We start from the raw sequence: 23,563 nt of genomic DNA, 5'->3' as shown, positions 1-23,563 counted from the left end.
GGTGTGCCGATTCATGGTGCGCCGACCTGCGAGGCAGTCGGCTGCGGGGCGATGTGGCGCAGGCCGATGCCACTGTAGTGCAGGCCATGGGCCGCAACCTGCTCGGGGTTGTACAGGTTGCGCCCGTCGACGATCACCCGAGCCCGCAGCTTGCTGGCCAGCAGCGAGAAATCGACCACGCGGAAATTCTTCCACTCGGTACAGATCACCAGGGCGTCGGCGTCCTGCAGCGTGTCGTCGCGGGTGGCGCACAGCTGCAGGTCGTCGCGGTAGCCGTACAGGCGCCGGCATTCGTCCATCGCCTCGGGATCGTACGCGCGCACGGTGGCGCCTTCGGCCCACAAGGCTTCCATCAGGTAGCGGCTGGGCGCTTCGCGCATGTCGTCGGTATTGGGCTTGAAGGCCAGCCCCCACAGGGCGATGGACGTGCCAGCCAGGCCGCCAAGGCGCTGCTTGAGCTTGGCGAACAGGATGCGCCGCTGCTGGTCGTTGACTTCGCTGACGCTCTGCAGCAGGCGCAGGGGCATGCCGCTGTGTTCGGCGGTGTGCAGCAGGGCTTTTATGTCCTTGGGAAAGCACGAGCCGCCGAAACCGCAGCCGGGGTAGATGAAGTGGTAGCCGATGCGCGGGTCCGAGCCGATGCCGCGGCGTACCGCCTCGATATCGGCGCCCAGGTGCTCGCTGAGGTTGGCCAGCTCGTTCATGAAGCTGATGCGCGTGGCGAGCATGGCGTTGGCGGCGTACTTGGTCAGTTCGGCGCTGCGGTTGTCCATGAACATCAGCTTTTCATGATTGCGGCAGAAGGGCGCATAGAGCTCGGCGAGCTGGTCGTGGGCGACTTCGTCGTGGGTGCCGACGATGATCCGGTCGGGCCGCAGGCAGTCGGCCAGGGCGCTGCCTTCCTTGAGAAACTCGGGGTTGGACACCACGCGCACCTGCAACTGGGCTTTGCCCAGGCGCTGCAGTTCGTCGCGCGCCAGGGTCATGACCTGGTCGGCAGTACCCACCGGCACCGTGGACTTGATGATCAGGGTGCGGTCGGCATCCATCAGCCCGGCGATCTGCCGGGTGACGTTGAGCACGTGGGTCAGGTCGGCGGAGCCGTCTTCGTCGGGTGGCGTGCCGACGGCGATGAAGATCAGCTCGGCGTGGCTCACCGCGTCGCTGGCCTGGGTGCTGAACAGCAGGCGGCCTTCCCTGGTGTTGTCTTCCAGCAGGTCGGACAGGCCCGGCTCGCTGATCGGCGGTACGCCCTGGCGCAACTGATTGATCTTGTGGGCATCCACGTCCACGCAAAGGACCCGGTGACCGACGTCCGCGAGGGCCGCCGCTTGTACCAGTCCTACGTAGCCAGTGCCAAAAACGCTCACGTCCATGTCGGCGTGCCTCGTATGGATGAGTAAGGGGTGTGAAACAGTGGTGTGATTTCTGTATAGCTCAGCTTGGGGAAAATGCGTCAAACCAATGGCATGTTTCGTCGCATTTACAGACGCCAAGCAAAACGGCCATTGGCCACCAACCCTTTGCCAATCCGGGGTTTAGCGTGGAAAGCTACTGGCAATTGGCCGTTTCATGAACTGATGAACGGTCGCAGGCCGCGAATAATGTGGGGTATAGCCGATAGAGCGTCTCAACCGCGATACGCTTTTCGCGCCAGAATAAGGGGTCAAAATATCGACGGAAAATTGACTTTTCCGAGTTGTGATTTGTTTCAGGCCTGCTACGGTTTGATAGAAAACCCATGACCGGAGTGGTCGAATCATGCGCGGATGGATCAAGCTGGCCCTGCTGTTCATCTACCTGGCGAGCTTTCATGCCTATTACCGGGAGCGCATGGAAGCCCTGGGTATAGGGCTGCCGTTGCTGCTCTACCTGGGGGTGGCGGGTGTGCTGGTGGCGGGGTTGCTGCTGGCGGCCTGGATACGCCCGGGCTGGCTGCGCTGGACGCTGGCGCTGGCGTTCGCGGTGAGTGCGGTATTTTTCGATGCTTATATGCGAATTACCGACTCCTACCTCACCTATAGTGCGTTCGTGTCCATGGTCTATGCGGGCGGCTTCATCGAGGAGGCGCTGCAGCAGTATCACTATGCGATCACCCTGGCGGCGTTCTCCTCACTGCTGCTGTTGTTCGGTGTGGGTCTGCGACCTGGCCCTCGCCCACGACTGCCGTGGCTGCTGCCGGTGGCGACACCGGTGCTGGCGCTGGCACTGCTGATCGGCGTGCTGTTCATCCGCGCCGGCGAGGGCGCGCGTGGCTTGCCGGTGATGTATACGCCGCTGGCCTACCTCAGCCTGTTCGGCTACGAGGCGCTGCACGACAGCGTCGGCCCGCGCGCACCGGTAAGCCTGGCGCAGTCCGGCAAGCCCATGGCGCACGACATCGTGCTGGTGATCGACGAGAGCATTTCGGGCAACTACCTGGACCTCAACACCGCGGCAGGCGTGACCAGCCATCTGCTGCAAGCGCCCCCGGGCGTCGATGTCGTCAATTTCGGCTATGCCGCCTCGGTCGCCAACTGCAGTGCCGACACCAACGTCACCCTGCGTTATGGCGGGACGCGCAGCGACTACCTGCGCATCAATTCGACCCTGCCGTCGATCTGGCAGTACGCCAAGCGTGCAGGGCTGGGCACGGTCTACATCGACGCCCAGCGCACCGGCGGCAACCTGCAGAACCTGATGAACGACAGCGAAAAGCGCGATATCGACCGCTTCATCCAGTTCGACGACACGCCCGTGGTGCAGCGCGACATGGCCGCGCTGCAGACACTGGTCGACCTGCTGGGCGACGACAAGGCGCAGCTGATCGTGATCAACAAGGTCGGTGCGCACTTCCCCGTGCACGACAAGTACCCCGACGAGTTCCTGACCTTCCGCCCGGCGTTGCCGCGCGGCCACTACACGGATGTAGCCGACACCGGCACCCGCGAAGGCTTCGATGGCCGCCCCGAAGACTGGGTGCTCTATCGCAACGCCTACCGCAACACCCTGAGCTGGAACGTCGGCGAGTTCTTCCGTCGTCTGTTCGCCGAGGCCGACCTGAGCCAGGCAGTGGTGATCTACACCTCCGATCACGGGCAGGACCTGCACGAGCGCGGCAATCCGGGGCTCAATACCCACTGCGACAGCGATCCGGTGATCGAGGAAGGGTTGGTGCCGCTGGTGGTGATCCAGGGCAAGGCGGTCAAGGCGCTGGACTGGCAGTCGCACCTGGCGCAGAACCGCAATGCCTCCAGCCACTACAACATCTTCCCGACCTTGCTGAAACTGCTGGGCTACGACGCCACTGCGGTCACCGCCACCTATGGTCGGGCCCTGGATGTGCCGACCGAGGACCCGTTCACCTTCAACGTGCGCTTCAATGCACGGCTGGGCGCCAAGCCGGACTTCCGGCACATCGACCTGAGCCAGGTGGTGACGCCGGACAAGGCCAAGGACGTGGCCGTGACTGCGATGCCTTGAGGGGAAGACTCTGAATGCGGGGGAGGGCGTTAGGTTCTGTGTGAAAAGCCTTGATACTCGTTCATGCTGCGTTGAAAACAGCCTCGGAATGCTCATTTACAACTCGTAAACTCCGCTTCCTCGGCTGTTTTCGCCTTGCCTGACCTTCGTCTCAAGACTTTTCACACAGACCCTAGCGCCCTTCCCGCCGCACATGCCTGACCAGCACCTTCTCCAGCAACTCCCACATCCGCGCATCGGTGCTGAACGCCACATTGAAGCGCATCCAGCCGGTGGCCTGGGCGTCGACCATGAACAACTGCCCGGGGCCGAGCATGATGCCCTGCTCGAGGGCATCGTCGAGCAGCGCCGCGCTGTCGGGAATGGCCGGGTGGCGGGTCCAGATGTACATGCCTTCATCCGATTCGATGAACAGCTCGAAGCCCAGGCGATGCAGGTGGCGTCCCACTTCCTGGTGCGCCTCGGCCAGGCGCTGGCGCAGGCGCTTGAGGTGCTTGCGCCAGCGCCCGTCGATGACGGCGGCATACACCACGCGTTCCATCACCTGGGAGGTGGTCAGCCCCGAGCGCATCTTCAACTGCAGCAACTGCTGCATGACCTCGGGCTCGGCCACCAGGTAGCCGACCCGTACGTTGGGCGAGATGCTCTTGGAGTAACTGCCCACGTAGACCACCTGCTGCAGATGGTCGAGGCTAGCGAGGCACGGCTGCGGCTCGGCGATCATGTCGGCGTACAGGTTGTTCTCGACCAGCCGCACCCCGTGCTGCGAGGCCAGTTGCAGCAGGCGATGCAACTGGGCCAGCGGTGTCCGCGAGCAGGTCGGGCTGTGCAGGTGTGGCTGGGTGAAGAACACCTTCGGGCGATGGTGGGCGAGCAAGCGCTCGAGCTGGTCGAGGTCGTAGCCCACCGGGGTGCGCGGCACACCGACCAGGGTCGCGCCCTGGAAGCGCAGGATGCTCATCAGGTTGGGGTAGCCGGGGTCATCCACCAGCACCACGTCTCCCGGCCGCACCAGGGTACGCACCGCCAGGTCCAGGGCCTGGCTGGCGCCGTGGGTGAGCATCAGTTGCGATGGGCTGGCGACGATCGACAGCTCCTGCTGCAGGTTCTGCGCGGTGAGGGCGCGCAGTTCCGGCAAGCCCATCGGGTCGCCATAACCGGACAGCTCCAGCGGGCTGCCAGCCACCTGGCGCATGCCACGACGCAGGCCGTCTTCGTACATCCAGTCGTTGGGCAACCAGCCGCAGCCCGGTTTGAACGGCAACTGGCGGGTCTCGAAGATCTGCTGCAGGTACCACTCGGAGTTGAACGATGGTCGGGTTGTGTCGATATGCGGGGTGTGGGTGTCGAGCAGCTCGCCTGCCGAACGGCTGACGAAGAAGCCCGCGTTGCCACGGCTGACCAACAGTCCCTGGGCCACCAGGCGGTCATAGGCTTCGACCACGGTGAAGGTGCTCACCGAATAGGTCGAGGCGAACGCACGGATCGACGGCACCTTGGCGCCGGGCTTGAGGGTCTGGGTGTCGATGAGCTCGCGCAACCCGTCGATGATCTGGTTGACCAGCGGGGTGGGGGAGTCCGGATGTAGTCGCAGCATGGGGTGCCTTCAGGTGTGCATAACGCCAGGCGCCTGCAGGGTGTCGCGGGTGTATTGCATGAGCGGCCTGTACAGTGCAGTGCGAGTTTCATGCCGCTGTGCATGGCTCAATGTGTCGGACATTTTTACATTAGGTGTCAGATATCGCCAGATGCAACACGTTCAGTCCGTCCGGGCGGCAACCCCGGGCGCGTCAGCAGGCCGCCATGGATGGTCTGCGTGTGTTTCTTCACACCTCCTGCCCGCACTAGCGCTGATGACCAGGTGAGGCCGATAACCATCGGGGTTTCACAGTTTTTCCTTGGATAAAAAGAAACACGGGGTACACAACTGATGGACGCAACATCCACATCCACCACCACCGCGAAAGGCGGGCACGAGAGCCAGCTCAGTGCCTCGCTCAAGTCGCGCCACCTGACGATGATGTCGATCGCCGGGGTCATCGGCGGCGCCTTGTTCGTCGGTTCCGGCAGCGTGATCCACAGCGCCGGCCCAGCGGCTGTCCTGGCGTACCTGGCCGGCGGCATCCTGGTGGTGCTGATCATGCGCATGCTGGGCGAGATGGCGACTTCCTCGCCGGACACCGGCTCGTTCTCCACCTATGCCGACCGCGCCATCGGGCGCTGGGCCGGTTTCACCATCGGTTGGCTGTACTGGTGGTACTGGGTAATCCTCATGGCCTGGGAAGCCTACGTGGCGGGCAAGATCCTGCATGGCTTCTTCCCCGGCGTCAGCGTCAACGTGTTCGTGCTGGCGACCACGTTGTTGCTGATCACCGTGAACTTCTTCAACGTCAAGCACTATGGCGAGTTCGAGTTCTGGTTCGCCCTGATCAAGGTGGTGGCCATCGTCTGCTTCCTGGTGGTGTGTACCGCCGCAGTGATGAACGTGTGGCAGTTCGGTGAGGTGCGCGGCATTACCCACCTGACCGCCGAAGGCTTCATGCCCAATGGCATCACCACGGTGATCGGCGCCTTGCTCGGGGTGATGTTCGCCTTCCTCGGCGCCGAGATCGTCACCATCGCGGCGTCCGAAGCGAAGGATCCGGCCACCCAGATCGTCAAGGCCACCAACTCGGTGGTGTGGCGTGTGTGCCTGTTCTACGTCGGCTCGATCTTCCTGATCGTCTGCCTGGTGCCGTGGAACGATCCGCACCTGGGCATCTCCGGTTACGGCGCCTACCGCCGTACCCTGGAACTGCTGGGCGTGCCCTACGCCGAGCTGCTGATGAACTTCGTGGTGCTGACCTCGGTGAGCAGTTGCCTGATCTCCGGCCACTACACCGCCTCGCGCATGCTGTTCTCGCTGTCCCAGCGTGGCGATGCGCCGTCGCTGTTCAAGATCACCCGCACCGGGACCGGCGTGCCGGTGTACGCGATCCTTGGCTCCTGCGCCGTGGCCGTGGTGTGCGCACTGATCAACTTCAGCGAGACCCTGCGCCCGAAGGACGTGCTGGAAACCTTGATGAACACCACCGGCATGATCGCCCTGCTGGTGTACCTGGTGATCGCCTTCTCGCAGCTGCGCATGCGTCGCAAGCTGATCGCCGAGGGTCGCGAAGTGCGCCTGAAGATGTGGCTGTTCCCCTGGCTGACCTACCTGGTGATCGCCTTCATCATCGCGGCCCTGGTGACCATGGCATTCATGCCTGACTACCAGATCCTGGTGATCTCCACCGGTGTTGCCGCGGCCATCGTGGTGGCCATGGGCGTGGTGCATCAGATCCGCAGCGCCAAGCGCCACTGATCGCAACCTGAGCTGTAGCCAACGCGCGGCCGGCTCCTCCTGGGACCGGCCGCGTGTTCATTTGCGCCGCACCACTGTCAGCCACTCGGTGTAGTGGTCGACCTTGATCGGCAATGCGCCCTGCAGATCGTCCAGCGCCTGGTCGCTGTCGTCCAGGGCCAGGTCGTCGGCGACCTTCAGGTCGGCCAGTGATGCCGCGTCGAACAGCAGCACGCCGCGGTGATGCCGGGCCAGACGCTCGAGCGCTTCGCTCAGCGGCTGGTCAGTGCCGGGCAGGCGCTCCAGGTACCACGCGGCCTGAGTGTCGGCGGTATCGACCTTGACCAGCGTACTGTGCCCAGCGTCGCCAATACGCAATTGCTGGCCACGGTGCAGCGACAGCCTGCGTCCGTCACCCTCGAACTCGACGCGGCCCTCCAGCACAGTGACCTCGCTGCTGTCCTGCAACCTTTCGACGATGAGCTTGGCGTCCAGCGGGCGCAAGCTGCCCTGTGGCGTGACGATGAACAGCGGGCGGGTATCGCCCCGGGCCGCCTCCAGCAACAACTGGCCCTTGAGCAGCTGAATCTGCCGATGGCTCCTGTCGAACGCCAGGTCCACGGCCGAGCCGCTGTCCAGGGTCAGCAGGCTGCCGTCGTCCAGTTGTCGGGTCAGGCGGTTCTGGCTGTCGGTGGACAAGTCGGACAGCTCGAAGCCCTGGCCCATCCAGGGCGAGGCGAGCAGTACCGAGGTACCGATCAGTGCGAGGATGGCCAGGGGCAGGGCGAGGGCTTGGTAGCGCAAGGCTTTCATGGCAGGCAACGTGTGAAGGTTATGCGGATGACCTCCGGCATAGGCTGTCGGTTCCTGCCTTCATGTCAAGGGTACGCTTCCCACGAAGCGGATCGGCCAGGCCGATACCCCGGAATCAGCGCAAAAGGCATATGCTAGGGCTTCCAATTGCCAAAGGAGTTGCCCATGGCCTGGTCCGCTACCCAGTACTCGCTTTTCGAAAACGAACGCACCCGTGCCGTGCGCGACCTGCTCGCCGCCGTGCCGCCCCGCCCGGTGCGCCATGCCACGGACCTTGGCTGCGGCCCTGGCAACTCCACCGAAGTACTGCTGCAGCAGCATGGCGACGCCCAGGTGCTGGCGCTCGACAGCGACCAGGACATGATCGACAAGGCGCGCGAACGTGCACGCCTGAAAGTGCCGCGGGTACGCTGCGAAGTGGCCGATATCGCCACCTGGAAGGCCGCCGATCCGCAGGACCTGATCCTCGCCAACGCCTCGTTGCAGTGGGTGCCCAATCACCAGGCGCTTTACCCGCAACTGATCCGCCAACTGTCCGAAGGCGGCAGCTTGGCCGTGCAGACTCCCGACAACCTCGACGAGCCTGCCCACAAGCGCATGCGCGAGATTGCAGACCAGGGCCCCTGGAAAGACAAGTTCCGCGATTTCTCCCTGCCGCCACGACACAACGGCGCCTTCTATTACGACTTGCTCAGCCCGCTGTGCACACGGGTCGACGTGTGGCGCACCACCTACCATCACCCGCTCGAGGGTGGTGCTGGCGCGGTGGTGGAGTGGTTCAAGGGCTCGGGCCTGCGTCCCTACCTGGCGCGCCTGGACGAGCGTGAGCGCGACAGCTTCCTGCAGCTCTACCTGCAAGCCATGGAGCAGGATTACCCGACGGCCACCGACGGCAAGGTCTTGCTGCCGTTCCCGCGCCTGTTCGTGGTCGCTACCCGTTAGCGCGGCGTCTGCGCCAGAGCACATAGCTGTAGACGCCGAGGTTGAGCAGCAGCACGACCAGCCCGAGCAGCACCTGGACCTGTGGCGTCAACCCGGCAGGGTAGATCAGCGGCCAGACATAGTGCTCGACGAACCCACCCTGGTAGCCGGCCTGGCCGGCGGCCAGGCGCATGCGGTTTTCCCAGGCAGTCAATGGGCATTGCAGATGCAGGCACTCCACCGCCAGACCCCAGGCCAGCACCGGCAGGTGCAGGGCCAGTGCGCCGCGCCAGCGCAGCACCAGCAGCCCGCCGAACAGCACCAGCAGGATGAAGGCCAGGTGCAGCAGCACCAGGGCGTCGGCACCGAGTCGGTAGATCATGGTCTGAGCCGAAGGCAGGGGAAGGATTCATCAGCATAGGGCGTATGGATGCCCAAAACAAAACACCCCGCCGAGGCGGGGTGTTTTTGTTACAGCGTGGTGCGGATCAGCCCACCAGGTGCAGGCCCGCCTGCTGAACCAGTTCCAGCAGCGGTTGCGGATACACGCCCAGCACGAAGGCGAGGATCGCCACGGCCAGCAGCATGACGCCACCGGTACGCTGCTCCCACTTCAGCGGAGCGTCGTGGCGGCGCAGGTTCGGCTCGACCAGGTACAGGGTGACCATCACCCGCAGGTAGTAGTACACGCCGATGGCGCTGCCGATCACCAGTGCACCCACCAGCCACCACAGGTGCGACTCGACACCGGTGGCGATGATGTAGAACTTGCCGATGAAGCCTGCAGTCAGCGGGATACCGGCCAGCGACAGCATCATCACGGTCAGCACGGCGGTCAGGTATGGACGGCGCCAGAACAGGCCGCGGTACTCGTACAGGGCGTCGGCGTCGCGCCCGGCGTAGGGCGAGGACATCAGGGTGATCACCCCGAAGGCGCCCAGGCTGGTGATCACGTAGGTGACCAGGTACACGCCCATGGCTTCCAGCGCCAGGCCCTTGCTCGCCACCAGGGCGATGACCAGGTAGCCGAAGTGGGCGATGGACGAGTAACCCAGCAGACGCTTGAGGTTGCTCTGGGTCAGCGCCAGCAGGTTGCCGACCAGGATCGAAGCGACGGCGATCACTGCCAGCACCGTGCTCAGCACGCCGCTGCTGGCAGCAGGGGAGAGCATGAACAGACGCACGACCACGGCGAACACCGCGACCTTGCTGGCGGTGGCCAGGAATGCCGCGACCGGCGCCGGAGCACCCTCGTACACGTCCGGGGTCCACAGGTGGAAGGGTACCAGCGACAGTTTGAACGCCAGGCCCACCAGCATCATGCCCAGGCCCAGCTGTGCCAGCAGGCTCGGCATGCTGGTGGCGGCCAGGGCCTTGCCCAACTGGTCGAAGGTCAGGCTGCCGGCGTCGGCGTACAGCAGCGCCATGCCGAACAGCAGGAAGGCCGAACCTGCAGCCGACAGCACCATGTACTTGATGCCGGCTTCCAGCGAGCGCTTGTTGAAGAACGCATAGGCGACCAGGCCGTAGACCGGCACCGACAGCAGCTCCAGGCCGATGAACAGGCCGGCCAGGTGGTTGGCGCTGACCAGCACCAGGCCCCCGAGCGCCGACATCAGCAGCAGCAGGTAGAGTTCTTCACGGTTGCCCGGGAAGCCCTTGGAGCCTTCGCCCAGGTAGGCGTGGGCGAGGGTGACGCAGGCCAGTGTCGCCACCAGGATGATCGCCATGTACAGGCAGGCGAACTTGTCGATGGTCACCAGCGAGGTGACCGCCAGTGGCGCGACTTTCAGCGCCGGCAGGATCGACAGCAGGGCCAGGTTCAGGCCCACGGTGGACAGCAGGAAGGTCTGCGAGTGGTTGCGCTTCCAGGCGATCGCCAGCATCACCACCACCGTGGTGATGGTGGTGATCAGCATCGGCGCCAATGCGATGAAGTGTTGAGTGGTGAATTCCATAGCGCTCTTACCGGGCCGAAGCGAGTTGAGTGAAAGCGGAACCGAGCCACTGCTGCACACCGCTCATGGTGGCGGCAGAGGTGTCGAGGAACGGCTGCGGGTAGACGCCCAGCACGATCAGCAGCACCGCCAGGCCCAGCACCATGATCAGCTCGCGTCCGTCCATGCCGGCCAGTACGGTGTCGGCCTTGGCCGGACCGAAGTAGGCGCGGTGGATCATGATCAGCGAGTAGACCGAACCGAACACCAGGCCGGTGGTGGCGATCACGGTGATCCATGGCACGTGGGCGAAGCTGCCGATCAGGATCAGGAACTCGCCGACGAAGTTGCCGGTGCCCGGAAGGCCCAGCGACGCGGCGGCGAAGAACAGGCTGATGGCCGGCAGGTACGCGATGCGGTGCCACAGGCCGCCCATCTGGCGCATGTCACGGGTGTGCAGGCGCTCGTACAGCTGGCCGGAGAGGATGAACAGCGCCGCGGCCGACAGGCCGTGGGCCAGCATCTGGATCACCGCACCCTGCAGGGCTTGCTGGCTGCCGGAGTAGATGCCGATCAGCACGAAGCCCATGTGCGAGACGCTGGAGAAGGCGATCAGGCGCTTGATGTCGGTTTGGGCGAAGGCCAGGAAGGCACCGTAGAAGATACCGATCAGGCCCAGGGTCATGGCGATCGGCGCGAACTCGGCCGAGGCGTTCGGGAACAGCGGCAGGGCGAAGCGCAGCAGGCCGTAGGCCGCTGTCTTCAACAGGATACCGGCCAGATCGACCGAGCCTGCAGTCGGCGCCTGGGCGTGGGCATCAGGCAGCCAGGAGTGGAACGGTACCACCGGCAGCTTGACCGCGAAGGCGATGAAGAAGCCCAGCATCAGCAGGTATTCGATACCCGGCGGCAGCTGCGCCTTGAGCAGGTCGCTGTAGTTGAAGGTGATCACCCCGGTGGTGTTGTAGTTGACCAGCACCAGGCCCAGGATCGCCACCAGCATGATCAGGCCGCTGGCCTGGGTGAAGATGAAGAACTTGGTCGCCGCGTAGATCCGGGTCTTCTTGCCGTCTGCCGAGCTGTGACCCCAGAGCGCGATGAGGAAGTACATCGGCACCAGCATCATTTCCCAGAAGAAGAAGAACAGGAACAGGTCCAGGGCCAGGAACACACCGACCACGCCGCCGAGGATCCACATCAGGTTGAGGTGGAAGAAGCCGACGTGGCGCTGGATCTCTTTCCACGAGCACAGCACCGAGAGCACACCGAGCAGGCCGGTGAGCAGGATCATCAGCAGCGACAGGCCGTCGAGGGCCAGGTGGATGCTGATGCCGAAGCGCTGGATCCACTGGACCTTGTATTCCAGGGCCCAGGCAGGTTCGGCGCCCGGAGCGGGGGCGAGGGTGTAGTCGCCGGTGCCCCACAGCCACAGGCCGATGCCGAGCAGCAGGGACATGGTCAGCAGCGCAATCCAGCGCGGCAGGGTGGCGCCGAAGCGCTCACCCAGCCAGCACAGGAAGCCGCCGATGAAGGGGATCAGGATCAGCCAAGGCAGAATCATGACGGGTTCGTTTCCTTTCGCAGAGTCGCAAGGTTCGCGAGGTTCGCAATATTCAAAGTCATACCGCGGCCACTACCACGGCGCCGAGCACGAGCACGGCACCTACGGCGATAGAGGCGGTGTACCAGCGCAGCTGACCGGTCTCGGTCTTGCTCATGGCGACGTGGCCGCCGCGAGCCATGCGAGGAATCAGGCCGATACCGCGGTCAACCGGATCCTTGCGCAGGATGTGGCTGATCAGCAGGTAAGGTTTGACGAACAGCTTGTCGTAGATCCAGTCGAAGCCCCAGGCGGCGAACCACCAGGCCGACAGGACGCGACCGATGCCGCTGTTGGCGATCGCGGTGACCAGGCGACGCTTGCCCAGGAACAGCACCGCAGCCAGCAGGATACCGGCGATGGCAATGGCGCCCGAGGCGATTTCCAGCGAGTGCTTGGCTTCGCCACCGGCGTGACCGGCGCTCTCAGGCAGCACGCCTGCCAGCGGCGGATGGATCCAGGCACCGACGAAGGTCGACAGCACGATCAGCACGCCCAGCGGCAGCCAGTGGCTGATGCCGTGGCCGGCGTGGGCTTCGGTCTTCGCTTCGCCGTGGAAGGCGATGAAGATCAGGCGGAAGGTGTACAGCGAGGTCATGAACGCGCCGACCAGGCCTGCGTACAGCAGGTTGGTGTTGCCGCTGGCGAAGGCTTCCCAGAGGATCTCGTCCTTGGAGTAGAAGCCCACGGTCAGGATCGGCAGGGCGGCCAGGGCAGCACCACCGACCACGAAGCTGGCGTAGGCCAGTGGCAGCTTCTTCCACAGGCCGCCCATCTTGAAGATGTTCTGCTCGTGGTGGCAGGCAACGATCACCGCACCGGAGGCGAGGAACAGCAGGGCCTTGAAGAAGGCGTGGGTCATCAGGTGGAAGATCGCCGCATCCCATGCACCCACGCCCAGGGCGAGGAACATGTAGCCGATCTGGCTCATGGTGGAGTAGGCGAGGATACGCTTGATGTCGGTCTGTACCAGCGCGGCGAAACCGGCCAGCACCAGGGTGACGCCACCGACCACGCCGACCAGGTGCAGGATGTCCGGCGCCAGGGCGAACAGGCCATGGGTACGGGCGATCAGGTACACACCGGCGGTGACCATGGTCGCGGCGTGGATCAGTGCCGAAACCGGGGTCGGGCCTGCCATCGCGTCTGCCAGCCAGGTCTGCAGCGGCAGCTGGGCCGATTTACCGACCGCACCACCGAGCAGCATCAGGGTGGCCAGGACCATCCAGGTGTCGCCCGCCTGGAATTTCTGCGGTGCCAGCACCAGCAGTTCCTGGACGTTCAGCGTGCCCAACTGGGCGAACAGGATGAACAGGCCGATGGCCATGAACACGTCGCCGATACGGGTGACGATGAAGGCCTTGAGTGCTGCGTTACCGTTGTTGCGGTTGCTGTAGTAGAAACCGATCAACAGGTACGAGCACAGGCCCACGCCTTCCCAGCCGAAGTAGATGAACAGCAGGTTGTCGCCCAGGATCAGGAACAGCATGCTGGCGATGAACAGGTTGGTGTACGAGAAGAAGCGCGAGTAACCGGCTTCTCCGCGCATGTACCAGGAGGCGAACAGGTGGATCAGGAAGCCTACGCCGGTGACCACGCCGAGCATGGTGACCGACAGGCCGTCCAGGTACAGGGTGAAGTTCGGCGCGAAGCCGTCCACCGACATCCACTGCCACAGCAGCTGGCTGTACGCGCCGCCTTCAGGCGGGGCGACGTTGAACTGCCAGATCACGTAGGCGGCGGTGGCGGCCGAGAGGCCGACCGAACCTACGCCGATCAGGGCGGACAGGTTCTCCGAGAACCGTCCGCGCGAGAACGACAGCAGCAGGAAGCCGATCAGGGGGAAGACGAAAGTCAGGAAGAGAAGGTTCATCCGCGCATCTCACTGGCAGCATCGATGTCGAGAGTGTGGAAGCGGCGATACAGCTGCAGCAGGATCGCCAGGCCAATGCTGGCCTCGGCGGCTGCCAGGCTGATCACCAGAATGAACATCACCTGGCCGTCGGGCTGGACCCAACGGGCACCGGCGACGATGAACGCCAGGGCAGAGGCGTTCATCATGACTTCCAGGCTCATGAGCACGAAGAGAATGTTGCGGCGGACCATCAGGCCAACCAGACCTAAGCAGAACAGGATACCGGCGACCGCCAGACCATGCTCGAGAGGGATAGCACCCATGATTTACTCCTTCGCCTCGTTGCGGCCCAGGTGGAAGGCGGTGACGGCCGCAGCGAGCAGCAGCATCGACGCCAGTTCGACCACCAACAGGTAGGGGCCGAAGAGGCTGATGCCGACGGCCTTGGCGTCGACGGTGGTACCGCTGATGCCGGCGCCGCTCGGATTGGCGAACAGCACGTACAGCAGCTCCAGCAGCAGCAGGGCGGCGAGAATCACCGGCCCGGCCCAGATGCCCGGCTTGAGCCAGCCACGTTCCTGGGCGACCGAGGCCGGCCCCAGGTTGAGCATCATCACCACGAAGACGAACAGCACCATGATGGCGCCAGCGTAGGCGATCACTTCCAGGGCGCCGGCGAACGGCGCACCGAGGGAGAAGAAGATCATCGCCACGGAGATCAGCGAAATGATCAGGTAGAGCAGGGCGTGCACGGGGTTGGTGCCGGTGATCACTCGAAGAGTGGAGACCACGGCGATCCCGGATGCGAAGTAGAAAGCGAATTCCATCTTTCTGTCCTTATGGGAGCAAGCTCTTCACGTTGATCGGCTCGGCTTCGTTCTGCGCAGAGCCTTTCGGCTTGCCAGCGATCGCCATGCCCGCAACACGGTAGAAGTTGTAGTCAGGGTTCTTGCCGGGGCCGGAGATCAGCAGATCTTCTTTCTCGTACACCAGGTCCTGACGCTTGAACTCGGCCATTTCGAAATCCGGAGTCAGCTGGATCGCGGTGGTCGGGCACGCCTCTTCACACAGGCCGCAGAAGATGCAGCGCGAGAAGTTGATGCGGAAGAACTCCGGGTACCAGCGGCCGTCCTCGGTCTCGGCTTTCTGCAGCGAGATGCAGCCGACCGGGCAGGCCACCGCACAGAGGTTGCACGCCACGCAGCGCTCCTCGCCGTCGGGGTCGCGGGTGAGGACGATGCGACCGCGGTAGCGCGGCGGCAGGTACACGGGCTCTTCAGGGTATTGCAGGGTGTCGCGCTTGCGGAACCCGTGGGAGAACACCATCACCAGGCTGCGCAGCTGAGTGCCGGTGCCCTTAACGATGTCGCCGATATACTTGAACATGGGTCAAATCCTCACTGGGCCGCGACGGCTGGCGTGTTGTAGAGCACGATCGCAGCGGTCACCAGCAAATTGATCAGGGTCAGCGGCAGGCAGAACTTCCAGCTGAAGTCCATCACCTGGTCATAGCGTGGGCGCGGGATCGAGGCGCGCAGCAGGATGAACAGCATGATGAAGAAGCCGGTCTTCAGGGCGAACCACAGGAACGACAGTTGCGGCAGGATGCCGAACGGACCGTGCCAGCCGCCGAAGAACAGGGTGACCAGCAGCGCCGAGATCAGGATGATGCCGATGTATTCACCGACGAAGAACATGCCCCATTTCATGCCGGCATATTCGATGTGGTAGCCGTCGGCCAGTTCCTGTTCCGCTTCCGGCTGGTCGAACGGGTGACGGTGAGTCACGGCGACGCCAGCGATGAAGAAGGTGCAGAAGCCGAAGAACTGCGGAATGATGAACCACAGGTTCTGCGCCTGGTATTCAACGATGTCGCGCATGTTGAACGAACCTACCTGCACCACCACGCCCATCAGCGCCAGGCCCAGGAACACTTCGTACGAAACGGTCTGCGCCGAGGCCCGCAGGCTGCCGAGCAGGGCGTACTTGTTGTTCGACGACCAGCCGGCGAACAGCACGGCGTAGACCGACAGGCCGGCCATGGCGAAGAAGAACAGCAGGCCGATGTTCAGGTCGGCAACGCCCCAGGTCGGGGTGATCGGGATGACCACGAAGGCGATCAGCAGGGCGCTCATCGCCACCACCGGTGCCAGGGTGAAGATCACGCGGTCGACGAAGGGCGGGTTCCAGTCTTCCTTGAAGAACATCTTCAGCATGTCGGCGGCGATCTGGAACATGCCGAACGGGCCGACACGGTTCGGACCGTAGCGGTCCTGCCACCAGCCCAGCAGGCGACGCTCGACGAAGCTGAGCAGGGCACCGCAGACCACCACCGCCAGCAGCACGACGATGGCGCGCAGCACGGCGAGGATCGCATCGATCACTTCGGGGGTGAACCAGCTCATTGTGCTGCCTCCTGCAGACCTTCGACGGGTGCACCGAAGATGGCAGGCGGAATGCCGGCCAGGCCTTTGGGCAGTGCGACCAGGCCTGCGCCCAGCTCTTCATTGATGCGCAGCGGCAGGCGCAGGGACACGCCGGCCACGGTCAGGCTCAGCAGTGCGCCGTCGTTGACGCCCAGGCGGTCGGCCTCGGACTTGGCCAGGCCCACGTAGGCTGCCGGGATGCGTTCCTGCACCGGTGCTGCACGCGAGGAGTTCTCTTCGCTGCCGAACAGGTGGAAGAACGGCACCGCAGTCCAGGTGCCACGCGCCGGATTGAATGCGCCCGGGATGGCGTTGAACCAGTTCAGGCGATCGCCCTGCGATTCGATCAGGCGTACGCCCGGATCACCGGCACGCAGGTGACCACCGACTTCGTCCTGGAACTTGTTCCAGGCCTGCGGCGAGTTCCAGCCCGGCGACCAGGCGAACGGCACCTGTTGACGGGGTTCGGCCGAGCCCGAGTAACCTTCCATCGAGAAGGCGAAGGCGGTGTCCTTGTCTTGCGGGGTACGCGGCTCGTGCACGCTGATGTTGGCGCGCATGGCGGTACGGCCCGAGTAGCGCAGCGGTTCACGGGCCAGCTTCATGCCCTTGATGCGGAACGCGGCGCTCGGTGCGGCGTTGACGATGCCGGCCAGTTGCGGTGCGGCGGTGGCGCAGGCGCTGGTGACGTGGTCCAGCTGGGTCCAGTCGACCGGCTTGTTCAGCAGGGTGGCACGCAGGGCGTGCATCCAGCGCCAGCCTTCGTGGATCTGGATGCTGCTGTCCAGGTACTGCGGGTCGAACACCTGGAAGAAGCGCTGGGCACGGCCTTCCTGGCTGACCAGGGTGCCGTCGCCTTCGGCGAACGAGGCTGCTGGCAGGACCAGGTGGGCGCGGTCGCTGGTGGCGGTCTTGGAGTGGTCGGCGACGATCACCACTTTCGCAGCGGCGAGTGCCGCGTCGACCTTGGCGGCGGGCACGCGGGCGTAGAGGTCGTTTTCCAGCACGACGATGGCATCGGCCTTGCCGCTGATGACAGCGTCCAGCGCGGCATCGACGGAGTCACCGCCCATCATGGCCATGCCGAGGCTGTTGGCCTCAGGCACGACCAGGCTCAGCGAGCCGTTCTTCTCGCGCAGCTTGAGGGCCTTGGCGATGTTGGCGGCCGCTTCGACCAGTGCGGCGTCGGCCAGCGAAGTACCGGCAACCACCAGTGGGCGCTTGGCGGCGACCAGGGCGTCGGCGATGCGTTGGGCCAGAGCCTTCGCTTCGGCGTCCAGGCCTTCGACGGCCGGGGCGCTCGGGTCGATGGCGTGGGCCACGGCGAAGCCCAGGCGGGCGAGGTCGGCCGGGGCGGCGTGTACACATTCCTCGGCCACGTCGTCGAGCTTGGTCTCGGCCAGCGAGGCGATGAACAGCGGATACAGCGCGTGCTGGCCGATGTTCTTCACCGCAGCATCGAGCCATGGCTGCACTTTCATGCCTTCGGCCATGGCCTCGGCCTTGCCCTTGGTGGCCTGGCGTACGGCCAGGGCGACACGGGCGGCGGTTTGCGTGAGGTCTTCGCCGAGCACGAACACGGCGTCGTGGTCTTCGATGTCGCGCAGGGTCGGAACCGGCAGCGGGCTGTTGTTCAGCACGTCCAGGACCAGGCGCACGCGGGCCAGTTCACCGGCTTCCATGCCCGAATAGAAGTACTCGGCGCCGACCAGCTCGCGCAGGCCATAGTTGCTTTCGAGGCTGGCGCGTGGCGAGCCGATGCCGACGATGGTGCGGCCGCGCAGCAGGTCGGCGGCCTTGTCCAGCGCAGCGTCGAGCGACAGCTTGCTGCCATCGGCCAGCAGCGGCTGGCGTGGACGGTCGCTGCGGTTGACGTAGCCGTAGCCGAAGCGGCCGCGGTCGCACAGGAAGTACTGGTTCACCGAGCCGTTGAAGCGGTTCTCGATGCGGCGCAGTTCGCCGTAGCGTTCACCCGGGCTGATGTTGCAGCCGCTGGAGCAGCCGTGGCAGATGCTCGGGGCGAACTGCATGTCCCACTTGCGGTTGTAGCGCTCGGAGTGGGTCTTGTCGGTGAACACGCCGGTCGGGCAGACCTCGGTCAGGTTGCCGGAGAACTCGCTCTCCAGCACGCCGTCTTCAACGCGACCGAAGTACACGTTGTCGTGGGCGCCGTAGACACCCAGGTCGGTGCCGCCTGCGTAGTCCTTGTAGTAGCGCACGCAGCGGTAGCAGGCGATGCAGCGGTTCATCTCGTGGGCGATGAACGGGCCGAGGTCCTGGTTCTGGTGGGTACGCTTGGTGAAACGGTAGCGGCGCTCGTTGTGGCCGGTCATTACCGTCATGTCCTGCAGGTGGCAGTGACCGCCTTCCTCGCACACCGGGCAGTCGTGCGGGTGGTTGGTCATCAGCCATTCGACGACGCTGGCGCGAAACGCCTTGGATTCATCATCGTCGATGGAGATCCAGGTGCCGTCGGAGGCAGGCGTCATGCAGGACATGACGATGCGACCACGGGTGTCGTTCTCGTCGGTGTACTGCTTGACCGCACATTGCCGGCAGGCGCCGACGCTACCGAGCGCCGGGTGCCAGCAGAAATAAGGGATGTCGAGGCCGAGCGACAGACAGGCCTGTAACAGGTTGTCCGCACCGTTGACTTCGAGCGCTTTGCCGTCTACGTGGATAGTGGCCATGGTTCAAAGTTCTTCGTTGGCCCGCGTGAGCAGGCGTGGCTAATGGAAATCGGTGTGCCTGCGGCCGGCCACGAATCGTTCGGGCCGGCCTGCAGGCTGGCGGGTGGCACGGACCACCCGCGATTCATCTTGTTATGCGCCGACCGTAATCGGCTTGGCCAGGTTCGGGCGCAAGGTATCGCTCGCCGAAGCGGGGGCGACACCGGCCTCGAACTCGGACCGGAAGTACTTGATGGCGCTGCCGAGCGGCTCCACGGCACCCGGTGCGTGAGCACAGAAGGTGCGGCCAGGGCCGAGGAAGTTGACCAGACCCAGCAGGGTCTCGATGTCCTCGGCGCGGCCCTGGCCTTTCTCCAGGGCGCGCAGCATCTTCACGCTCCATGGCAGGCCGTCACGGCATGGGGTGCACCAGCCGCAGGATTCGCGGGCGAAGAACTCTTCCATGTTGCGCAGCAGCGAAACCATGCTGACGCTGTCGTCGACCGCCATGGCCAGGCCCGTACCCATCCGGGTACCGACCTTGGCGATGCCACCGGCGTACATCTGCGCATCGAGGTGCTCGGGCAGCAGGAAGCCGGTACCGGCCCCGCCTGGCTGCCAGCACTTGAGCTTGAAGCCATCGCGCATGCCGCCGGCGTAGTCTTCGAACAGCTCGCGGGCGGTGACGCCGAACGGCAGTTCCCACAGGCCCGGGTTCTTCACCTTGCCGGAGAAGCCCATCAGCTTGGTGCCGTGGTCTTCGCTGCCCTCGCGGGCCAGCGACTTGTACCAGTCGTTGCCGTTGGCGACGATGGCCGGGACGTTGCACAGGGTCTCGACGTTGTTCACGCAGGTCGGCTTGCCCCACACGCCGACGGCGGCAGGGAAGGGCGGCTTGGAGCGCGGGTTGGCGCGGCGGCCTTCGAGCGAGTTGATCAGTGCGGTTTCTTCACCGCAGATGTAGCGGCCGGCACCGGTGTGCACGAACAGCTCGAAGTCGAAGCCCGAGCCGAGGATGTTCTTGCCCAGCAGGCCCGCAGCCTTGGCTTCGTCGATGGCGCGGTTGAGGTTCTTCGCTGCCGTGGTGTATTCGCCACGCAGGAAGATGTAGCCGCGGTAGGCCTTCAGCGCACGGGCGCTGATCAGCATGCCCTCGACCAGCAGATGGGGCTGTTGCTCCATCAGCATGCGGTCTTTCCAGGTGTTGGGCTCCATTTCGTCCGCGTTGCACAGCAGGTAGCGGATGTTCATGGATTCGTCTTTGGGCATCAGGCCCCACTTCACGCCAGTGGGGAAGCCCGCGCCGCCGCGGCCCTTGAGGCCGGAGTCCTTGACGCTCTGCACGATGTCGTCGGCCGACATCTCGGCCAGCGCCTTGCGGGCGGCGGCATAGCCGTTCTTCGACTCGTACTCGGCGAGCCATACCGGTTCGCCGTCGTCACGCAGGCGCCAGGTCAGCGGGTGGGTTTCGGCCGTGCGCGCAATGCGGTTGGCCGGGCCGAAGGAAGTGATGGTCATGCGTAACCCTCCAGCAGTTTGGAGACGCCGGCAGGTTGCACGTCGCCAAAGGTGTCGTCGTCGATCATCAGCGCCGGGGCCTTGTCGCAGTTGCCCAGGCAGCATACCGGCAGCAGGGTGAAGCGCCCGTCGGCGGTGGTCTGGCCGAGGCCGATGCCCAGCTCGCTCTGGATCTGGCTGACGACCGATTCATGGCCGCCGATGTAGCAGACCATGCTGTCGCAGACGCGGATGATGTGGCGACCGACCGGCTGGCGGAAGATCTGGCTGTAGAAGGTGGCCACGCCCTCGACGTCGCTGGCAGGGATGCCCAGCACTTCGCCGATGGCATAGATGGCGCCGTCCGGCACCCAGCCGCGTTCCTTCTGCACGATCTTCAGGGCTTCGATGGACGCCGCGCGCGGGTCCTCGTAGTGGTGCATCTCGTGCTCGATGGCCGAGCGCTCGGTTTCGCTCAGGGCGAAACGGTCGGTTTGGATAAGCGTGCTGTTCATGCTTAGCGGTCCACGTCAGCCATAACGAAGTCGATACTGCCCAGGTACGCGATCAGGTCCGCGACCATGCTGCCCTTGATCACCGAAGGGATCTGCTGCAGGTGCGGGTAGCTGGGCGTGCGGATCCGGGTGCGGTAGCTCATGGTGCCGCCGTCGCTCGTCAGGTAGTAACTGTTGATGCCCTTGGTCGCCTCGATCATCTGGAACGACTCGTTGGCCGGCATGACCGGGCCCCACGAGACTTGCAGGAAGTGGGTGATCAGGGTCTCGATGTGCTGCAGGGTGCGCTCTTTCGGCGGCGGCGTGGTCAGCGGGTGATCCGCCTTGTACGGGCCTTCCGGCATGTTGCGCAGGCATTGGTCGATGATGCGGATGCTCTGGCGCATCTCCTCGACGCGGACCATGCAGCGATCGTAGGCATCGCCGTTGTGGGCCAGCGGCACTTCGAACTCGAAGTTCTCGTAGCCGGAGTAAGGGCGGGCCTTGCGCAGGTCGAAGTCGCAACCGGTGGCACGCAGGCCGGCGCCGGTGGTGCCCCATTCCAGCGCTTCCTTGGTGTTGTACGCGGCGACGCCGATGGTACGACCCTTGAGGATGCTGTTCTGCAGGGCGGCCTTGGTGTATTCGTCCAGGCGCTTGGGCAGCCAGTCGACGAAGTCCTTGACCAGTTTCTCCCAGCCGCGCGGCAGGTCGTGGGCGACGCCACCGATGCGGTACCATGCCGGGTGCAGGCGGAAACCGGTGATCGCCTCGATCACGGTATAGGCGCGCTGGCGGTCGGTGAAGGTGAAGAACACCGGCGTCATGGCGCCGACGTCCTGGATGTAGGTGCCCAGGAACAGCAGGTGGCTGGTGATCCGGAAGAACTCGGCGAGCATGATGCGGATCACGTCGACCTTCTGCGGCACCTGGATACCGGCCAGCTTCTCGACCGCGAGGACGTACGGCAGGTTGTTCATCACCCCGCCGAGGTAGTCGATACGGTCGGTGTAGGGGATGAAGCTGTGCCAGGACTGGCGCTCGGCCATCTTCTCGGCGCCACGGTGGTGGTAGCCGATGTCCGGGACGCAGTCGACGATCTCTTCGCCGTCCAGTTGCAGGACGATACGGAAGGCACCGTGGGCCGAAGGGTGGTTGGGGCCCAGGTTGAGGAACATGTAGTCCTCGTTGGCGCCCTGGCGCTTCATGCCCCAGGCTTCGGGGTTGAAGCGGGCCGACTCTTCTTCGAGCTGCTGCTTGGCGAGCGTGAGGCTGTACGGGTCGAACTCGGTGGCGCGGGCAGGGTAGTCCTTGCGCAGCGGGTGACCTTCCCAGGTCGGCGGCATCATGATGCGGCTCAGGTGCGGGTGGCCAGCGAAGTCGATGCCGAACATGTCCCAGACTTCACGCTCGTACCAGTTGGCGTTGGGCCAGATACCGGTGACGGTGGGCAGGTTCAGGTCGCCTTCGCTGAGCGACACCTTGATCATCACGTCGCTGTTACGCTCGACCGACAGCAGGTGGTAGAACACGCTGAAGTCGGCGGCAGGCAGGCCGCGGCGCTGGGTGCGCAGGCGTTCGTCGACGCCGTGCAGGTCGTACAGCATGCTGTAGGGCTTGGCCACGCCGCGCAGGAAGCTGAGCACTTCCTTGAGCTGGGCGCGCTTGACCCACAGTACGGGCATGCCGGTGCGGGTTTCCTGGGCGACGAATGCTTCGGCGCCAAAGCGGTTGTGCAGTTCGACGACCACATCCTGGTCGTCAGCCTTGTAGGGCGGAATGAAAATAGCGTTGTCCGCTGTCATGGTCTCGGTCGCTTTGGGTCAACGTTAAGAATGAAGCCAGGCCGCCGGCTCCTTCGGGAGCGGGCGGCAGGTCGCTGGATCAGACTTCGTCGGGGCTGCGCAGGTTGGTAACCGCAATGCGCTGTTCACGACGCAGGTCTTTCTGGGCGGGCATCTCGGCACGGTAGATGCCTTGATCACCAACCACCCAGGAAAGCGGGCGTCGTTCTTGGCCGATCGATTCCTGCAGCAGCATCAGGCCCTGCAGGAACGCCTCGGGGCGCGGCGGGCAGCCAGGCACATAGACGTCCACGGGGAGGAACTTGTCGACCCCCTGAACGACCGAGTAGATGTCGTACATGCCGCCGGAGTTGGCGCACGAACCCATGGAGATGACCCACTTGGGCTCGAGCATCTGCTCGTACAGGCGCTGGATGATCGGCGCCATCTTCACGAAGCAGGTACCGGCGATGACCATGAAGTCGGCCTGACGCGGCGAGGCCCGGATGACTTCGGCGCCGAAGCGGGCGATGTCGTGGGGCGCCGTGAAGGCCGTGGTCATTTCCACGTAGCAGCAGGACAGGCCGAAGTTGTACGGCCAGAGGGAGTTCTTGCGACCCCAGTTGACCGCGCCACGCAGCACATCCTCGAGTTTCCCCATGTAGATGTTCTTGTGGACCTGGTCTTCCAGCAGCTGGTCGGTGACGGTTTCCCGCTCGCCTACCGGGTACTGCTCGTTGGGCGCGTCCGGATCGATTCTGGTGAGATTGTATTGCATTGCCA

General features: G+C 64.5%; 19 protein-coding genes. 3 read left to right on the top strand and 16 right to left on the bottom strand.

From position 1 onward, the window contains the following. Positions 1-11: 11 nt before the first annotated feature. Complete coding sequence (locus AC1TXO_RS16365; protein WP_486402723.1) at positions 12-1,376, bottom strand: UDP-glucose dehydrogenase family protein; 1,365 nt, start codon at positions 1,374-1,376, stop codon at positions 12-14. A gap of 385 nt (positions 1,377-1,761) precedes the next feature. On the opposite strand from AC1TXO_RS16365, the gene AC1TXO_RS16360 reads away from it, so the two are divergent. Then, entirely contained in the window at positions 1,762-3,462 is a 1,701-nt protein-coding gene (locus AC1TXO_RS16360) for a sulfatase-like hydrolase/transferase (protein WP_486402722.1), read from the top strand. A 172-nt stretch (positions 3,463-3,634) separates the two neighbouring features. On the opposite strand, the gene AC1TXO_RS16355 is transcribed toward AC1TXO_RS16360, so the two are convergent. After that, positions 3,635-5,059, bottom strand: coding sequence for an aminotransferase-like domain-containing protein (locus tag AC1TXO_RS16355; protein ID WP_486402721.1), 1,425 nt, complete (start codon positions 5,057-5,059; stop codon positions 3,635-3,637). 333 nt (positions 5,060-5,392) lie between these two features. Here AC1TXO_RS16355 and AC1TXO_RS16350 point away from each other — a divergent pair, with 333 nt between their 5' ends. Then, positions 5,393-6,805, top strand: coding sequence for an amino acid permease (locus tag AC1TXO_RS16350; RefSeq protein ID WP_486402720.1), 1,413 nt, complete (start codon positions 5,393-5,395; stop codon positions 6,803-6,805). A gap of 57 nt (positions 6,806-6,862) precedes the next feature. On the opposite strand, the gene AC1TXO_RS16345 is transcribed toward AC1TXO_RS16350, so the two are convergent. Beyond that, complete coding sequence (locus AC1TXO_RS16345) at positions 6,863-7,597, bottom strand: FecR family protein (protein ID WP_486402719.1); 735 nt, start codon at positions 7,595-7,597, stop codon at positions 6,863-6,865. Between the two features lie 165 nt (positions 7,598-7,762). Here AC1TXO_RS16345 and tam point away from each other — a divergent pair, with 165 nt between their 5' ends. Then, positions 7,763-8,539 (top strand): trans-aconitate 2-methyltransferase, encoded by a 777-nt coding sequence (tam, locus tag AC1TXO_RS16340; RefSeq protein WP_486402718.1) that lies wholly within the window; start codon positions 7,763-7,765, stop codon positions 8,537-8,539. Here the strand turns inward: tam and AC1TXO_RS16335 are convergent. The 13 genes from AC1TXO_RS16335 to AC1TXO_RS16275 all read right to left on the bottom strand — a co-directional run bounded on the left by AC1TXO_RS16335 (position 8,529) and on the right by AC1TXO_RS16275 (position 23,558). Beyond that, entirely contained in the window at positions 8,529-8,900 is a 372-nt protein-coding gene (locus AC1TXO_RS16335; protein WP_486402717.1) for a DUF2784 domain-containing protein, read from the bottom strand. The two genes, tam and AC1TXO_RS16335, sit on opposite strands and share 11 nt — an antisense overlap. 106 nt (positions 8,901-9,006) lie before the next feature. Further along, positions 9,007-10,476, bottom strand: a complete 1,470-nt coding sequence (gene nuoN, locus AC1TXO_RS16330) for an NADH-quinone oxidoreductase subunit NuoN (protein ID WP_486402716.1) — start codon at positions 10,474-10,476, stop codon at positions 9,007-9,009. A gap of 7 nt (positions 10,477-10,483) precedes the next feature. Then, the gene (gene nuoM, locus AC1TXO_RS16325; RefSeq protein ID WP_486402715.1) at positions 10,484-12,016 is read right to left on the bottom strand and encodes an NADH-quinone oxidoreductase subunit M; all 1,533 of its coding nucleotides are present in this window, start codon (positions 12,014-12,016) and stop codon (positions 10,484-10,486) included. 58 nt (positions 12,017-12,074) lie between these two features. After that, complete coding sequence (nuoL, locus tag AC1TXO_RS16320) at positions 12,075-13,928, bottom strand: NADH-quinone oxidoreductase subunit L (protein WP_486402714.1); 1,854 nt, start codon at positions 13,926-13,928, stop codon at positions 12,075-12,077. Next, complete coding sequence (nuoK, locus tag AC1TXO_RS16315; protein WP_008096201.1) at positions 13,925-14,233, bottom strand: NADH-quinone oxidoreductase subunit NuoK; 309 nt, start codon at positions 14,231-14,233, stop codon at positions 13,925-13,927. The genes nuoL and nuoK overlap by 4 nt, the downstream gene beginning before the upstream one ends. A gap of 3 nt (positions 14,234-14,236) precedes the next feature. Continuing rightward, positions 14,237-14,737: an NADH-quinone oxidoreductase subunit J gene (nuoJ, locus tag AC1TXO_RS16310; protein ID WP_486402713.1), complete on the bottom strand. Its 501-nt coding sequence runs from the start codon at positions 14,735-14,737 to the stop codon at positions 14,237-14,239. 10 nt (positions 14,738-14,747) lie between these two features. Continuing rightward, the gene (gene nuoI, locus AC1TXO_RS16305; RefSeq protein ID WP_011534620.1) at positions 14,748-15,296 is read right to left on the bottom strand and encodes an NADH-quinone oxidoreductase subunit NuoI; all 549 of its coding nucleotides are present in this window, start codon (positions 15,294-15,296) and stop codon (positions 14,748-14,750) included. 11 nt (positions 15,297-15,307) lie between these two features. Then, positions 15,308-16,315 carry an NADH-quinone oxidoreductase subunit NuoH gene (gene nuoH, locus AC1TXO_RS16300; RefSeq protein WP_029614116.1) on the bottom strand — a complete coding sequence of 336 codons (1,008 nt, stop codon included), beginning with the start codon at positions 16,313-16,315 and terminating at the stop codon, positions 15,308-15,310. Beyond that, positions 16,312-19,026: an NADH-quinone oxidoreductase subunit NuoG gene (nuoG, locus tag AC1TXO_RS16295; RefSeq protein ID WP_486402712.1), complete on the bottom strand. Its 2,715-nt coding sequence runs from the start codon at positions 19,024-19,026 to the stop codon at positions 16,312-16,314. Before nuoG ends, nuoH begins: the two co-directional genes overlap by 4 nt. A gap of 132 nt (positions 19,027-19,158) precedes the next feature. Further along, positions 19,159-20,523, bottom strand: a complete 1,365-nt coding sequence (nuoF, locus tag AC1TXO_RS16290) for an NADH-quinone oxidoreductase subunit NuoF (RefSeq protein ID WP_486402711.1) — start codon at positions 20,521-20,523, stop codon at positions 19,159-19,161. Further along, complete coding sequence (gene nuoE, locus AC1TXO_RS16285; protein WP_253095364.1) at positions 20,520-21,017, bottom strand: NADH-quinone oxidoreductase subunit NuoE; 498 nt, start codon at positions 21,015-21,017, stop codon at positions 20,520-20,522. The genes nuoF and nuoE overlap by 4 nt, the downstream gene beginning before the upstream one ends. Positions 21,018-21,019: 2 nt before the next feature. Next, positions 21,020-22,801: an NADH-quinone oxidoreductase subunit C/D gene (nuoC, locus tag AC1TXO_RS16280; RefSeq protein ID WP_486402710.1), complete on the bottom strand. Its 1,782-nt coding sequence runs from the start codon at positions 22,799-22,801 to the stop codon at positions 21,020-21,022. Positions 22,802-22,880: 79 nt separating this feature from the next. Further along, entirely contained in the window at positions 22,881-23,558 is a 678-nt protein-coding gene (locus tag AC1TXO_RS16275; RefSeq protein WP_008096180.1) for a NuoB/complex I 20 kDa subunit family protein, read from the bottom strand. Positions 23,559-23,563 lie beyond the last annotated feature (5 nt).

Source organism: Pseudomonas sp. FA117, from assembly GCF_057370475.1.
This window is presented reverse-complemented; position numbering and strand designations above follow the sequence as displayed.

What these genes read in the sequence shown, in the direction of transcription:
- AC1TXO_RS16345 (WP_486402719.1), bottom strand. Translation starts at nt 7,597, where the DNA reads ATGAAAGCCTTGCGCTACCAAGCCCTCGCCCTGCCCCTGGCCATCCTC.
- nuoJ (WP_486402713.1), bottom strand. Translation starts at nt 14,737, where the DNA reads ATGGAATTCGCTTTCTACTTCGCATCCGGGATCGCCGTGGTCTCCACT.
- nuoM (WP_486402715.1), bottom strand. Translation starts at nt 12,016, where the DNA reads ATGATTCTGCCTTGGCTGATCCTGATCCCCTTCATCGGCGGCTTCCTG.
- nuoI (WP_011534620.1), bottom strand. Translation starts at nt 15,296, where the DNA reads ATGTTCAAGTATATCGGCGACATCGTTAAGGGCACCGGCACTCAGCTG.
- AC1TXO_RS16360 (WP_486402722.1), top strand. Translation starts at nt 1,762, where the DNA reads ATGCGCGGATGGATCAAGCTGGCCCTGCTGTTCATCTACCTGGCGAGC.
- AC1TXO_RS16335 (WP_486402717.1), bottom strand. Translation starts at nt 8,900, where the DNA reads ATGATCTACCGACTCGGTGCCGACGCCCTGGTGCTGCTGCACCTGGCC.
- AC1TXO_RS16355 (WP_486402721.1), bottom strand. Translation starts at nt 5,059, where the DNA reads ATGCTGCGACTACATCCGGACTCCCCCACCCCGCTGGTCAACCAGATC.
- nuoL (WP_486402714.1), bottom strand. Translation starts at nt 13,928, where the DNA reads ATGAACCTTCTCTTCCTGACTTTCGTCTTCCCCCTGATCGGCTTCCTG.
- nuoK (WP_008096201.1), bottom strand. Translation starts at nt 14,233, where the DNA reads ATGGGTGCTATCCCTCTCGAGCATGGTCTGGCGGTCGCCGGTATCCTG.
- nuoG (WP_486402712.1), bottom strand. Translation starts at nt 19,026, where the DNA reads ATGGCCACTATCCACGTAGACGGCAAAGCGCTCGAAGTCAACGGTGCG.
- nuoE (WP_253095364.1), bottom strand. Translation starts at nt 21,017, where the DNA reads ATGAACAGCACGCTTATCCAAACCGACCGTTTCGCCCTGAGCGAAACC.
- nuoH (WP_029614116.1), bottom strand. Translation starts at nt 16,315, where the DNA reads ATGAGCTGGTTCACCCCCGAAGTGATCGATGCGATCCTCGCCGTGCTG.
- nuoN (WP_486402716.1), bottom strand. Translation starts at nt 10,476, where the DNA reads ATGGAATTCACCACTCAACACTTCATCGCATTGGCGCCGATGCTGATC.
- AC1TXO_RS16365 (WP_486402723.1), bottom strand. Translation starts at nt 1,376, where the DNA reads ATGGACGTGAGCGTTTTTGGCACTGGCTACGTAGGACTGGTACAAGCG.
- nuoF (WP_486402711.1), bottom strand. Translation starts at nt 20,523, where the DNA reads ATGACCATCACTTCCTTCGGCCCGGCCAACCGCATTGCGCGCACGGCC.
- nuoC (WP_486402710.1), bottom strand. Translation starts at nt 22,801, where the DNA reads ATGACAGCGGACAACGCTATTTTCATTCCGCCCTACAAGGCTGACGAC.
- tam (WP_486402718.1), top strand. Translation starts at nt 7,763, where the DNA reads ATGGCCTGGTCCGCTACCCAGTACTCGCTTTTCGAAAACGAACGCACC.
- AC1TXO_RS16275 (WP_008096180.1), bottom strand. Translation starts at nt 23,558, where the DNA reads ATGCAATACAATCTCACCAGAATCGATCCGGACGCGCCCAACGAGCAG.
- AC1TXO_RS16350 (WP_486402720.1), top strand. Translation starts at nt 5,393, where the DNA reads ATGGACGCAACATCCACATCCACCACCACCGCGAAAGGCGGGCACGAG.